The organism is Mesorhizobium sp. P160187 (genome assembly GCF_057766425.1).
Map to the genome: position 1 here is coordinate 1,410,708 of NZ_JBYMDX010000004.1, position 13,198 is coordinate 1,423,905.

The 13,198-nt window shown below is 62.7% G+C and carries 10 protein-coding genes; 1 reads left to right on the forward strand and 9 read right to left on the reverse strand.

Annotated elements, in window-relative coordinates; translation table 11 throughout:
- Positions 1-14: 14 nt before the first annotated feature.
- The 6 genes from melA (AC3CCE_RS23835) to melA (AC3CCE_RS23860) form a co-directional block, all read right to left on the reverse strand.
- Entirely contained in the window at positions 15-1,385 is a 1,371-nt protein-coding gene (gene melA, locus AC3CCE_RS23835; RefSeq protein ID WP_352626341.1) for an alpha-glucosidase/alpha-galactosidase, read from the reverse strand.
- 21 nt (positions 1,386-1,406) lie between these two features.
- On the reverse strand, positions 1,407-3,074 hold the full coding sequence (locus AC3CCE_RS23840) for an ABC transporter ATP-binding protein (RefSeq protein WP_352626342.1): 1,668 nt from the start codon (positions 3,072-3,074) through the stop codon (positions 1,407-1,409).
- Positions 3,075-3,084: 10 nt separating this feature from the next.
- Positions 3,085-4,221, reverse strand: a complete 1,137-nt coding sequence (locus tag AC3CCE_RS23845; RefSeq protein WP_352626343.1) for an ABC transporter permease — start codon at positions 4,219-4,221, stop codon at positions 3,085-3,087.
- Positions 4,222-5,229 carry an ABC transporter permease gene (locus AC3CCE_RS23850; protein WP_023696253.1) on the reverse strand — a complete coding sequence of 336 codons (1,008 nt, stop codon included), beginning with the start codon at positions 5,227-5,229 and terminating at the stop codon, positions 4,222-4,224. It abuts the gene before it with no gap.
- 99 nt (positions 5,230-5,328) lie between these two features.
- Positions 5,329-7,464 (reverse strand): ABC transporter substrate-binding protein, encoded by a 2,136-nt coding sequence (locus tag AC3CCE_RS23855; protein WP_488377207.1) that lies wholly within the window; start codon positions 7,462-7,464, stop codon positions 5,329-5,331.
- Between the two features lie 97 nt (positions 7,465-7,561).
- Positions 7,562-9,028 carry an alpha-glucosidase/alpha-galactosidase gene (gene melA / locus AC3CCE_RS23860; protein ID WP_023687911.1) on the reverse strand — a complete coding sequence of 489 codons (1,467 nt, stop codon included), beginning with the start codon at positions 9,026-9,028 and terminating at the stop codon, positions 7,562-7,564.
- Between the two features lie 246 nt (positions 9,029-9,274).
- On the opposite strand from melA (AC3CCE_RS23860), the gene AC3CCE_RS23865 reads away from it, so the two are divergent.
- Positions 9,275-10,117: an AraC family ligand binding domain-containing protein gene (locus AC3CCE_RS23865; protein ID WP_081725414.1), complete on the forward strand. Its 843-nt coding sequence runs from the start codon at positions 9,275-9,277 to the stop codon at positions 10,115-10,117.
- 72 nt (positions 10,118-10,189) lie between these two features.
- Here AC3CCE_RS23865 and AC3CCE_RS23870 read toward each other — a convergent pair whose 3' ends face one another.
- The 3 genes from AC3CCE_RS23870 to AC3CCE_RS23880 are packed head-to-tail and all read right to left on the reverse strand — an operon-like array spanning position 10,190 to position 13,032.
- Entirely contained in the window at positions 10,190-11,257 is a 1,068-nt protein-coding gene (locus tag AC3CCE_RS23870) for an ABC transporter ATP-binding protein (RefSeq protein ID WP_352626344.1), read from the reverse strand.
- Between the two features lie 3 nt (positions 11,258-11,260).
- Entirely contained in the window at positions 11,261-12,109 is an 849-nt protein-coding gene (locus AC3CCE_RS23875; RefSeq protein WP_023668128.1) for a carbohydrate ABC transporter permease, read from the reverse strand.
- A complete protein-coding gene (locus AC3CCE_RS23880; RefSeq protein WP_352626345.1) occupies positions 12,109-13,032 on the reverse strand; it encodes a carbohydrate ABC transporter permease in 924 nt (307 codons plus the stop codon). The genes AC3CCE_RS23875 and AC3CCE_RS23880 overlap by 1 nt, the downstream gene beginning before the upstream one ends.
- Positions 13,033-13,198 lie beyond the last annotated feature (166 nt).

Consider the following 13,198-nt stretch of genomic DNA (forward strand, 5'->3'; position numbering starts at 1 on the left):
CGCCGCAGCAGCGCTCAGGCGGCCCGGACCTTGGCGCTCCCACGCGCCCAGGCCGGCAGCCAGTCGCCATGCGCCGCCAGCAACTCATCGACCAGCGCCCAGATCTGGTCGAGATCGAGTTCGGCCGCCGTATGCGGGTCCATCATCGCCGCGTGGTAGATGTGCTCGCGGTTTTCGGTCATCAACGCCTGCACCGTCAGTTCCTGCACATTGATGTTGGTGCGTATCAACGCGGTGAGTTGCGGCGGCAGTTCGCCAATATAGGTCGGCTGGATGCCGGAGGCGTCCACCAGACACGGCACCTCGGCGGCGCAATTGTCCGGCAGCGAGGTGATGCAGCCATTGTTGCGGACATTGCCGTAGATCACCGAAGGCTCCCCGGTCCACACCGAGTTCATGATCGAGGACGCGTATTCCTTCGATTGCTCGACCTCGATGCGGTCGGCCGAGCGATAGGCCTCGGCCTGGCCCTTCCAGCGCTCGATCTGTTCGATGCAGCGCTTGGGATATTCGTCGAGCGGAATGCCGAACTTCTCGATCAGGTCGGGGCGCCCTTCCTTGATGAAATAGGGCGTGTATTCGGCGAAATGCTCGGAGCTTTCGGTGACGAAATAGCCGAGCCGCGTCAGCATCTCGTAGCGCACCTTGTTGGGGCAGCGCGGGTTCCAGCCCGGCTTCGGCGCCCTGCCTTCGCGATAGGCGCGGACCAGGTCCGGATAGAGGTTGCGGTAAGAGCCATCCGGCTGCCGGCGCTCGAACTTCAGGTAGAAGGCCATGTGGTTGATGCCGGCCGAGCGGTAGCGTATCTCGTCGTAGGGAATGTCGAGATCGTGCGCCAGTTCCATCGCCGTGCCCTGCACCGAGTGGCAGAGGCCTACCTGTTTGATCTCAGGGTATTTCTCTGAGATAGCCCAGGTGTTGATCGCCATCGGGTTGACATATTGCAGCATGATCGCGTCGGGGCAGACGGCCAGCATGTCCTCGCAGATCTTCCACAGATGCGGCACGGTCCGGAGGCCGCGCATGATGCCGCCGACGCCGAGCGTGTCGGCAATGGTCTGGCGCAGGCCGTATTTCTTCGGCACCTCGAAATCGGTGACGGTGCAGGGCTCAAAGCCGCCGATCTGGAAGGCGACGACGACGAAGTCGGCGCCGGCGAGCGCCCTGCGCTGGTCGGAATAGCTCTCAGCCTTCGCCTTCACGCCCAGAGTCGCGATCAGCTTGTTGACGACGATGGCGCTCTCTTCCAGCCGCTGCGGATTGATGTCCATCAGCGCGATCGTCGCGCCTGACAGCGATGGCCGCTGCATCACGTCGCCGACAATGTTCTTCATGAACACGGTCGAACCCGCGCCAATGAAGGTGATCCTGGGATGTCTTGCCACTATTAAGCCTCCGGCACTTTGCTACGCCACGTCGAAGGCGGCCCTGACGAGCCGTTCGGTGTAGGCGGTCTTGGGATGGGTGAGGACCTCGTCGACGGGTCCCTGTTCGACGATCTTGCCGTTCTGCATGACGATGACGCGATGGCAGAGCGCGCGCACCACCTTGAGGTCGTGCGAAATGAAGAGATAGCTAAGGCCGCGTTCGTCCTGCAGCTTGCGCAACAAGTCGATGATCTGCGCCTGCACCGAAAGGTCGAGCGCCGATGTCGGTTCATCGAGCAGGATGAATTCGGGCTCCAGCGCGATGGCTCGGGCAATGGCGATGCGCTGCCGCTGGCCGCCGGAAAATTCGTGCGGGAACCGCGACAGGATATCGCCGGGCATGCCGGCGCTGACCAGGGCGTCGCGCACCCGACCGACCCGCTCGCGCCGTGTCGCGCCGATCCTGTTGACGACCAGCCCTTCCTCGATGATCTGGCCGATCGTCATACGCGGGTTGAGCGACGAGAACGGATCCTGAAAAACGACCTGCATGCGCGAGCGCAGCGGCCGCATCTCCGCGCGCGACAGGCCGTGGATCGGCTGGCCGTCGAAGCTGACCTCGCCGCGCTTGGCCTCGGTGAGCCTGAGCAAGGCGAGACCGAAGGTGGTCTTGCCGGAGCCGGATTCGCCGACCAGCCCCAGTGTTTCGTGGCGGCAAAGTTTCAGGCCGAGATCGTCGACGGCGACCAGTTCGCGCCAGTCCGGCTTCAGGAAGCTGCCATGGCGCAGCATGAAGCAGACGCGCATATCGCGGGCCTCGAGGATGGTGCCGCTGTTTTCCGGCAGCGGCTGCGGCTTGCCGTGCGGCTCTGAAGCGAGCAGCCGCTTCGTATAGGCATGCTGCGGGTCGGCGAACAGCCGCTCGGTGACGTTGTGCTCGCACATCTCGCCATGCTGCATGACATAGACATAGTCGGAGAATTTTCGCACCACGGTGAGGTCGTGGGTGATCAGGATGACCGCCATCCTGAGTTCTTTTTGCAGATTGCGGATCAAATTGAGGATCTGCGCCTGCACCGTGACGTCGAGCGCTGTCGTTGGCTCGTCGGCGATCAGCACATCGGGGTCGTTGGCGAGCGCCATGGCGATCATCACGCGCTGGCGCTGCCCGCCCGACATCTGGTGCGGATACTGTTTGATGCGCGCTTCCGGCTCGGGGATCTGGACATGCCGCAAAAGCTCGAGCGCCCGCGCCCAGGCTTGCTTGCGGCTGACCTTTCGATGCACTCTGATCGCCTCGACGATCTGACTGCCGACCGTATAGATCGGGTTGAGCGAGCTCATCGGCTCCTGGAAGATCATAGAGATGCGATTGCCGCGCAACTTGCGCCGGGCGCTCTCGGGGAATTTCAGTATGTCCTGCCCGCAATAGTGGATGGTGGATTTCGGCGACACGGTGGCCCGCTTTGACAAGAGCCCCATGACAGCGCGCGCCGTCACCGACTTGCCGGAACCGGACTCGCCGACGATGGCGATCGTCTCCCCGCGATAGAGCTGGAACGAGACATCCTTCACCGCGTCGACGACGCCGTGCTCGACCTTGAAGGCGACCTCGATGTTGCGGGCATCGATGATGGGGTGGTCGTGGCGGCCGGCATGGTCGAGCCGGACGGCTGGTGCGAAGGTGGCTGCGAGCGCTACAGTCATCCCGGCCACCTCAATAAGGATCGACGGCATCGCGCAGGCCGTCGCCCAGCGCGTTGAAGGCAAAGACAGTGATCAGCACGAAGCCGACCGGCGACAGGATCCACGGATAGGTACCGATGACCGAATAGGTAGCCGTGTCCTGCAGCATCAGCCCCCACGAGATCAGCGGCGGCTTCACCGCGAAGCCGAGGAAGCCGAGAAAGGCTTCGAGCAGCACCACCGTCGGGATGGCGATCGTCACGGCGACGATGACGTGGCTCATCACATTGGGGAAAATGTGCTGCATGATGATGCGCATGTCGGTGGCGCCGACCGCCATGGCGGCGCGCACATAGTCGATCCGCGCCAGCGCCAGCGTCTTGCCGCGCACCTCGCGCGACATCTGCGCCCAGCCCAGCGCCGACATGACGATGATGACGAAGGCGAGGAAGACGTTGGTCGGCGCGGTCACCGGGATCAGCGTCGTCAGCGCAAGATAGAGCGGCAATTGCGGGAAGGCGAGCACCAGCTCGACAAAGCGCTGCATCCAGACGTCGAAGCGGCCGCCGAAATAGCCCGAGACCATGCCGACCGTGGTGCCGATGACGGTGATGATGAACACCACCGTCAGCGCGATCATCAGCGAGACGCGCGAGCCCTGGACGGCGCGCGACAGCACATCGCGGCCGAATTTGTCGGTGCCGAGAAAATGCACCGGCTGGCCGTTGGCCGAAGCGAAGAAATGCCGGTTGGCGGGGAATAGGCCAAGCAGCCGGTAGTCGGCGCCCTTGACGAAGAAGCCGAGCAGGCGCGGATGCTCGTAATCCGGCCCGACGACCGGCTGGAAGGTGACCGGGTCGAGGTCTGCAGAATCCGCCAGCGCATAGACCCGCGGCTGGAGCACGAAATTCCCGTCTCTGTCGTGAAAACTCATCACTTGCGGCGGGGCGAAAGCGACATCGGTCACCTTGGGGTCCATCGGCGCGAAGAAATCGGCAAACAGCGCCATCAGCACCAGAAGCACGACCAGGATCAGCCCGGCCATGCCGGTCCAGGAGCGCCTCAGCCGGCGCCAGACCAGCGCCATATAGCTCTCATTGCCGCGCGGGGTCGCAATCGCGGTTGCTTCAGCCGGGGGCGGCGGCGGGGATGGGTCGCGCGCCAGCATCTAGCTCTCCCTGAACTGGCGCACGCGCGGATCGAGCAGCGCGAGCAGCATGTCGGCGATGATGTTGCCGACGATCAGCGTTGCCGACAGCACCATCATGAAGGTCGCCGTGACGTAGACGTCGCCGACCGCCATCGAGCCGACGATGGCCGGCCCGACCGTCGGCAACGCAAAGATGATCGCCGTCTCGATCTCGCCGGTCAGCATGTAGGGCAGCACCACGCCCTGATACATGATGAGCGGGTGCAGCGCGTTGGGCACGGCATGGCGCATGACGACGGCGCTGCCGGTCAGGCCCTTGGCCTTGGCCGTCTCGACATATTGCGCGTTCAGCGTATCGAGCAGATTGCCGCGCATGACGCGCATATTGTAGGCGAGCCCGCCGAAGGTGGCGATCGCCACCACCGGCCAGACATGCTTGACGAGGTCGGCGAATTTCGCCCACGACCACGGCGCGCCGCCATATTGCGGCGAGAAGAAGCTGCCGATCTCCGACACGTTGAACTGGAAGACCAGGAGATAGACGATGATCAGCGCCATCAGGAAGCGCGGCACCGTCATGCCGAGGAAGGAGATTGCCGACAGCGCCGAGTCAATCCAGGTGTATTGCCTGGTCGCCGCCCAGATGCCGAAGGTGATGCCGAGCACCGACGCCAGCAGATGGCAGACCAATGCCAGCAGCAGCGTGCGCGGCAGCCGCTCGCCGACCACGGCGGCGACCGGCTTGTTGTAATAGAGGCTGTAGCCGAAATCGCCGCGGGTGATGATGCCGGCGACCCAGTTCAGGTACTGGACGGGCAGCGGTTTATCGAGGCCGTGCTCGACCCGATAGGCCTGCGCCTGCGCGTCGGCTTCGGCAAAAGACGCCCCGCCCTGGTTGATGAGCTGTGAACGGATATAGTCGGCATAGTCGCCCGGCGGCGCCTGGATGATGGCAAAGGTGACCAGGCTCAGGATGACCATGACCGGCACCGCCGATGCTATGCGCATGGCCAGGAATCGCAGCATCGGACCGTTTCTCCTCCTTGGATCTAATCTGTTGCCGCTGACCTTACTCCGTCCCGGCCGCGCGCGCAGCGCGGCCGGGCGTCAGCCAGGGGAGGAAACTCAGTTCGTCGGACCCTTGTCGCCGGGCTTGCCGGGAAGCTGGTCGGGAAAGAGTTCGTATTTCTGCTGCTTGTCGGCGGCGACGAAGACGCGTTCGCGCACGATCGAATCCTCGGCCCAGTTGAACATGAAGATCGGCGTTCCCTGCGGGATGTTGGAGAAGCGCTTGTTGATGATCAGGGCGCCCGGATATTCGGTCAGTCCGATATTGTAGACATGCTCCGTCGAGATCTTCTGGAACGTCTTCATCAGGCTGGCGCGTTCGTCATTGTCTGACGAGGAGACGAACTTGCTGACGATGTCGACAAGCTCCTTTTCGAACGGCATCAGGTCGACCACGCCGCTTTCGGGCGCGCGGTGATCCCAGCTGGTCTTGGGTCCGACGGGCGCGAGTTGCACGGTATTCTGCACGACGGAAGTCAGCTCCTGCTCGTTGCGCCTGATCAGCCAGTCGAAGCGGCCGGAATATTGCGAGGCATCACGCTGGGTGCCGTTGAGGCCGTTGAGCACGACCCTGATGCCAAGCTTTTCCATCTGGCCGACGACGCCTTCGGCGAGGCTCTTGTCAGTGCCGTAGTCATTGTTGACCAGCATCACGATCTCGACATTCTTGCCGCCGGCGGTCCCGGCCGGGAAGTTCACGAAGCCGTCGCCATCCGTATCCTTGAGACCAGCCTTGGCCAGTTCCGCCTTGGCGCCCTCGATGTCGAAGGGATAGTAGACGGTCGAGTTGCGGTCATAGAAGCTGGTGCCCGAGGAAAAGCCACCGGGGTAGATGGCGGTGAACGGCCCCTTGACCAGCGAGTCGCCGAGCGCCTTGCGGTCGAGCGCCATGGTGATGCCCTTGCGGAAGTCCTCATTGCGGTTGAGCTCGCGGATCGCCTGGCCGCGTTCGTCGGGATTGCCCCAGCCATTGGCGGAAAAGTTCATGCGCAGATTGTAGCCGATCAGGCGCGGGCCAAAGGCGAGCCGGGCCGGCGCGTCCTTGTCCGCCGCTCGCTTCAGCGAAGCGACGAAATTCTCCGGCTGCTCGAGGTTGGAGAAGTCGGCGGCCCCTGCCACCGCCTGCACGTCGCGGTCGGCCCAGGTCGACAGCTTGTAGTGCAGTTCGTTGAGATAGGGCAGCTGGTTGCCCTTCTCGTCGACCTTCCAGTAGTAGGGATTGCGGCGCAAGACGATGATGTCGTCGGGCCTATACTCCACCGGCACCCAGGCGCCCATCACCGGAATGTTCATATATTCCGGCGGGAACGCGTTCTTGAACTGCTCGTAGGTATTCTTCGAGTACTTCGGATGCTGCGGCTTGAGGATATGCGCTGGGCCGGGGCAGAAGGTGCCATAGGCCATGGCGTAGAGATACTGTTTGGGGAAAGCGTCCTTGAAGGTCCACTCGACGGTGTAGTCGTCGACCTTCTTCAGCGTCGTGCCGACACCGAAGGTTTCCGCTGTGGCGCCGTTCAACGGCGAGACATTGGGGTCGACGACCTCATCGTCCCAGTAGAACATGACATCGTCGGCATTGAAGGCAACGCCGTCAGACCATTTGGCGCCTTCGACCAGGTGCATGGTCAGCGTGTGGCCATCCTTCGACCAGTCCCAGCTCCTGGCGAGGTTGGGCAGCGGCTCGGTGTCCTTGGCCTCGACCTGGAACAAAGGCGCGGTGCGCGTCAGGCATTCCGAAAGGCCGATGTCGATGCCGCCCCATCCTTGGGTCTGGCCGGCGCCATAATTCCAGCCTTCCGGCCGGCCGCCAATGACGTGGCGCATGGTGTCGCCATAAACGCCGATGCCGTCCGGCATGTTGCCGGTCTTGAACACCAGCGGCTCCTTCGGCAGGCGATCCTTGACCGGCGGCAGCTTGCCAGTCTTGACGTATTTCTCGGTGACCCACTCGGGCTCGTGATATTCGGGCAGCGCCTTGAACTCCAGGATGGAATCGCGGGCGACGTATTTGATCTTGCCCTCGGCGGGAAACGCCGCCGGCGCCGGCGGCGTGGTCGGCTCGGACGCGTATGCACTGCCAAGCGCCAATGCCGAGACGCTCAGCGCCAGCCCGGCGAGAATGCCAATTCTTCGCCCGGCGAGAATGCCAATTCTTCGACCGGCGAGAATGCCAATTCCACGAAAGTTCCTCATTGTGTTCCTCCCAGATGTTTCGACGTCTGCTGCTGCCGCATCTATTCATGACGGCTGATTGGCGAACCGGCCTCCCGCTGTCCGCCTGCCAGCATTCTCAGCCGGCCTGTTTCAGGGCCGTTTTTTCGGCGCGCAGTTCCTCGATCGAGCGCACTTTGCGCCGCGCCGCACCCGCCCAGTCGCGGGTTTTCACCATCGATTTCGAAAGCCGCTCCTTGGCGGCCGGCACGGCATCGGCGTATTGCGGTAGCCAACGCGCCTGGGCGACGACCATCTCGTCGACCATCTGCCAGACCTCTTCCGGCGTCGACACCGCACCCACCAGCGGATCGTGCAGCACCGCGAGCTTGAGCAGGTCAATGTCGCCCGTAACAGCCGCATGCACCGACATGCGCTGAACGTTGATCGAAGCCATGCAGGTGGCCGCGCAGGCTTCCGGCAGCGTGATGCCTGACGCCATGTTGATGCCGAAGCGATCGACGAAACCGGGCGATTCGATGATCGCGTCCTGCGGCAGATTGGTGATGATGCCGGTGTTCTTGACGTTGAAGTGGCCGCGATAGACGCGGTTCGTCTCCAGCGCTTCGAGAATATGGCTGGCATGCTCGTTCGAGCGCTTCGATACGTCGAGCGGCTTCGACGCCGCTTCGAGGAATTGCGGATATTCCGTCTCGAACCAGTTGCGGGTTTCCGTGGAGTAGCGAAGATAGCCGCCGGTCTCGCCATGGATCCAATCGGACATGTCGATCCAGCGGGTGATTTCGTCCGGCCGCTTGCGATACCAGGGCAGATATTCGGAGAGATGACCGTTGCTTTCGGTGGAGTAGACGCCGAAGCGCTTCAGCACGTCGATGCGCAGCTTTTCCTGCTGCGAATAGACCGGATGCGCCTCGAAGGCAGCCACCAGTTCGTCCTTGCCGATCTTGCGGCCGTTGAGCCGCAAATCGATGAACCAGGTCTGGTGGTTGATACCGGAGCAGACATAATCGAGTTCGCTGTGCGACTTGGCGCCGAGCACTTCGGCGATCTGTTCGGCGCCGTGCTGGACACCGTGGCAGAGGCCGACCGTATCGACCTTGCCATATTCGATCGCCGCCCAGGTGTTCATCGCCATCGGGTTGGCATAGTTGAGGAATTTGGCGCCTGGCTCGGCGACCTCCAATATATCCTTGCAGAAGTCGAGGATGACCGGGATGTTGCGCTGGCCGTAGAGGATGCCCCCGGCGCAAATCGTGTCACCGACGCACTGGTCGATGCCGTATTTCAAGGGAATGCGGATATCGTCGGCATAGGCTTCGAGCCCGCCCACCCGCACGCAGCTGATGACGTAGCGCGCGCCTTCCAGCGCCTTGCGGCGGTCGGTCGTCGCCGTCACCCTGGTCGGCAGCTTGTTGGCCTCGACGATGCGGTCGAGGATCGCCTTGATCATTTGCAGATTGTGTTCGCTGAGATCGGTCAGCGCGAATTCGATGTCGCTGAATTCCGGGACGCACAAAATATCGGTGAACAGCTTCTTGGTGAAGCCGACGCTGCCGGCGCCGATAATAGCGATTTTGAAACTCATCACCTCACCTCGATGCATTCGAATGCCGGGTAAGGAGCAACAGGAAAGGGAATGGCGGCTCGCCTCGGCGCGCATGCCATTCGAGCCGGAATTCCGGCTCGTTCTCCTCCCCGCCCGCTCCTCGACCGCGGGTCTTTCGCGTTCTCAGGATTTGGATTATGCCGTTATTCCAGGGCGCGGCCAGAGAACGATTATGCTTTCGAGGGTAATTTTGTGCTGCATGATCTGATCGCCAACGGACAATTGATGCGCACCATTTCGCTGCCGCGCGGCCGCCAGCGCCTGCATGCCATGCCGACCAGCACCGGCTATGAAGTACGCGAGGGCGTGACTTACGACTGGGATGGGCGCAAGCGCGGCCAGACGCCGTTTACCGTGCTGCAGCACACGATCAGCGGCACCGGCCAGCTGCGCTACGAGAACCGCAACTACCGCCTGCAGGCCAACGACACGCTGCTGGTGCTGGTGCCGCACAACCATCGCTACTGGCTGGAGAAGGGCGACCGCTGGGAATATTTCTGGATCTCGATGAATGGCGAGGAGGCGCTGCGCGTCCACAAATCCATACTTAGCGTCTCCGGCCCGGTGTTTCGGCTGCAGCCGGAGACGATCGATCATCTCGCCGATTGCAGCCTGCGCCTGATCAAGGGCGGCGCTTCGCCTGGCGCTGCTTCGGCAATCGCCTATGAGGCGGCGATGGCGCTTTACGACGATGTCTTCGGCTCGCACGCCTTCACTGAGAAACAGAGCGTCATGCAGCCGGTCATCGATCATATCAACGCCAATCTCGACAAGCCCTTGCCCGTGGCTGAGCTCGTCCAGATCAGCGGCCTCAGCCGCGCCCATTTCTCGCGCTGCTTCGCCGAGAGCGAAGGCGTTCCGCCGGCCGAGTTCGTGCTGCAGCAGCGGCTGCAGCGGGCGGCGAAGCTGCTAACCAAAGCCGATTTCCTGCCAGTCAAGGAGGTCGCCATCCTGTGCGGCTTCGAGGACGCCAACTATTTCTCGAAAGTCTTCCGCCGGCTCTACGGCATCAACCCGACGCAGTTCCGCACCACCGGCATGTATGCCAGCCTGGGCAGCCTTCGCTAGAGCCTGATCCCGAAAAGTAGATCCCGGTTTTCGGAAGAGATCATGCTCGGAAAACAGGCCGGATGGCCGTCATCAGCCGATGCGGTTGCCGCTTGCAGGATCGAACAGATGCAGCGCCGCCGGATCGGCAGACAGCCGCACCGTATCGCCCGGTCGGATAGTGCTGCGTCCCATGACGAAGACACAAACCAGTTGGCTGGCGAGCCGGACATAGAACTGCGTCGACAGGCCGAGCGGCTCGACCACCTCGACCTCTGCCATGAGCCCTCCGTCGTCAGCCAGCTGGATGTGCTCCGGCCGTAACCCGACGGTGAGCTTGTCACCATCCGTGAGCGGCAATCCATCCGGCAATCTCAGCTTCTGGCCGTCGGCCAGCACCGCATCCACCTTGCCGCCCATGGCGACTGTCGCCGGAAAGAAATTCATGCCGGGCGAGCCGATGAAGCCGGCCACAAAAGTATTGATCGGCCGATCGTAGAGTTCCAGGGGATGGCCGACCTGCTGCACATAGCCGTCATGCATGACGACGATCCGGTCGGCCATGGTCATGGCTTCGATCTGGTCGTGGGTGACATAGACCGATGTGGTCTTGAGCTGCTGGTGCAGCGCCTTGATCTCGGCGCGCATATGCACGCGCAATTTGGCGTCGAGATTGCTGAGCGGCTCGTCGAACAGAAACACTTTGGGATCGCGCACGATGGCGCGGCCCATGGCGACGCGCTGGCGTTGGCCGCCGGACAGTTGCCTGGGCAGACGTCCGAGGAAACTGTCGAGGCCGAGGCGCTTGGCCGCCGCCCCTACCCTGCCGTCGATCGTCGTCTTCTCCGCCTTCTTCAAAAGCAGGCTGAAGCCCATGTTCGACGACACATCCATGTGCGGATAGAGCGCGTAGGACTGGAACACCATGGCAATATCGCGGTCCTTCGGCGCGACATCGTTGACCAGCCGATCGCCGATATGGATCTCGCCGCCCGACACCTCCTCCAGCCCGGCAATCATGCGCAAAAGGGTCGACTTGCCACAGCCGGACGGGCCGACCAGCACGACGAACTCGCCATCGGCGATCTCGAGGTCGACGCCGTGCAGGATGCGCAGCGAACCGTAGTCCTTCTCGACGTTTTGCAGCGTGACGGAAGCCATCGATTATCCTTTGACCGCGCCGGCGGTGAGGCCGGTGACGAGATAGCGTTGCAGGAAGGCGAAGAAGATGCAGACCGGGATCAGCGCCAGGATCGACGCCGCCATCATCTGCCCCCAGTCGACGGCGAACTTGCCGATATAGGTGAGCAGGCCGACGGCAAAGGTCTTCTGGTCGTCGCTGGAAATGAGCATCAGCGCGAACAGCAATTCGCTCCAGGCGGCGGTGAAGACGAAGCCAAGCGTGGCGCCCATGCCGGGCAAGGTCAGCGGCACGATCACCTTGCGCATCGCCTGCGCCCGCGTGCAGCCGTCGATCATCGCCGCTTCCTCCAGATCCTTCGGAATGCCGTCGAAGAAGGACTGCATCAGGAAGGTGGCGAAGGCGGTGTTGAAAGCCGTGTAGATGATGATCAGACCGACCAGGCTGTTGGTCAGGCCAAGCTCGCCCATGACGCGGTAGATCGGCGGAATGACCATCACCAGCGGAAAGGTTTGCGTCAGCAAAAGCATGATCGCCAGCGTTGCCTTGCCGCGAAAGGTGAAGCGCGACATGGCGTAGCCGGCGAGCGTGGCGATGACTGTCACCAGGGCCGCCGTCGACACCGAGACGATAACGCTGTTGAGGAAATAGCGGGGGAAGTCAGAGGCTTCCAGGACAGTGATGAAGTTGCGGAAGGTGGTCTGCGACGGCCACAGCGTGATGCCCTCGGAATAGAGCAGCCGCTCCGGCGTTACCGAAATCTTCAGCGTCCAGAAGATCGGAAACAGCGCAAAGATCATATAGGCGGCAATCGCCGCGTAGAGGCCGATGCCGCTGAAGATGCGCGAGGAGGTGGAGCGTCCGGCAATCATCAGACGTGCCTCACCAGCAAGCGGCGGATGGCGATCAGCGCGATCGCATAGGCGATCAGCAAGATCAAGAGCAGCACCGCCACCGCGGAGGCATAGCCCTTGTCCAGCGACTTGAAGGCACTGACATAGATGTAGACCGGCACCGTGCTGGTCGAGCCTGCCGGCCCGCCCTCGGTCATGACAAAGATCAGATCGGCGAAGGTGGCGATCCAGATCGTACGCAGCATGACGGTGATGACGATGGTCGGCGCCAGGAACGGCAGCGTCACCTTGGTGAAGCGCTGCCAGGGCGAAGCGCCGTCGATTGCGGCCGCCTCATGCAGTTCCGACGGGATCGACTTCAGCGCCGCCAGCAGCGTGATGGCGAAGAACGGAATGCCGAACCAGATGTTGGCGATGATCGGCCCCCACATGGCGGTGGCCGGATCGGACAGCACATTGGTCGGCTCGGCCTTCAGCCCGAGCGCAAACAGCCAGTGCGGCAGCGGGCCGATGATCGGGTTGAACAGCCATGCCCAGGTCAGGCCCGACAGGAAGGATGGCACCGCCCAGGGCAGGAACACCACCGCCTGCACGAACTTGCGCCCGACAAACGGTTTGTCGAGCAGCAACGCCAGACCCAGGCCGAGGAAGAACTGGAAGAACAGGCTGGCGACGGTCCACCAGAGCGTGTTGACCAGCGCCTGCCCCAGCACCTGGTCGGTCAGCATCGCCTGGTACTGGCCTAGACCGACATATTCGGATTTGAAGGCGGAGAACTTCCGGAACGAATAGCTGATGCCGATGATCAGCGGCACCAGCAGCACCACGACCAGCAGAACGATCGCCGGGCTGAGATAAAGCCAGGGCTCGATGGCCGCATGCGTCAGCCGCTTCTTTCGCGGCCGGCCGGCGGATCGTATTTCGGACACGGCGTAGGTCATTGGGTGCTAAATCGTCTCCTGGAGGAGCGCCGGGATTGGCGACAAGCGTCCTACCCGCTCACGAGGAAGATGCCGGTCCACCCTCCGTAGCTGCAGCGCAGCTGCTGCGGAGGACGGGCAGGCAGATGAGGGGCGGCGCCAGCCTTGGGGTGCTGGTGCTGCCCCT

What these genes read in the sequence shown, in the direction of transcription:
- AC3CCE_RS23840 (WP_352626342.1), bottom strand. Translation starts at nt 3,074, where the DNA reads ATGACTGTAGCGCTCGCAGCCACCTTCGCACCAGCCGTCCGGCTCGAC.
- AC3CCE_RS23845 (WP_352626343.1), bottom strand. Translation starts at nt 4,221, where the DNA reads ATGCTGGCGCGCGACCCATCCCCGCCGCCGCCCCCGGCTGAAGCAACC.
- AC3CCE_RS23850 (WP_023696253.1), bottom strand. Translation starts at nt 5,229, where the DNA reads ATGCTGCGATTCCTGGCCATGCGCATAGCATCGGCGGTGCCGGTCATG.
- AC3CCE_RS23855 (WP_488377207.1), bottom strand. Translation starts at nt 7,464, where the DNA reads ATGAGGAACTTTCGTGGAATTGGCATTCTCGCCGGTCGAAGAATTGGC.
- melA (WP_023687911.1), bottom strand. Translation starts at nt 9,028, where the DNA reads ATGAGTTTCAAAATCGCTATTATCGGCGCCGGCAGCGTCGGCTTCACC.
- AC3CCE_RS23865 (WP_081725414.1), top strand. Translation starts at nt 9,275, where the DNA reads ATGCGCACCATTTCGCTGCCGCGCGGCCGCCAGCGCCTGCATGCCATG.
- AC3CCE_RS23870 (WP_352626344.1), bottom strand. Translation starts at nt 11,257, where the DNA reads ATGGCTTCCGTCACGCTGCAAAACGTCGAGAAGGACTACGGTTCGCTG.
- AC3CCE_RS23875 (WP_023668128.1), bottom strand. Translation starts at nt 12,109, where the DNA reads ATGATTGCCGGACGCTCCACCTCCTCGCGCATCTTCAGCGGCATCGGC.
- AC3CCE_RS23880 (WP_352626345.1), bottom strand. Translation starts at nt 13,032, where the DNA reads ATGACCTACGCCGTGTCCGAAATACGATCCGCCGGCCGGCCGCGAAAG.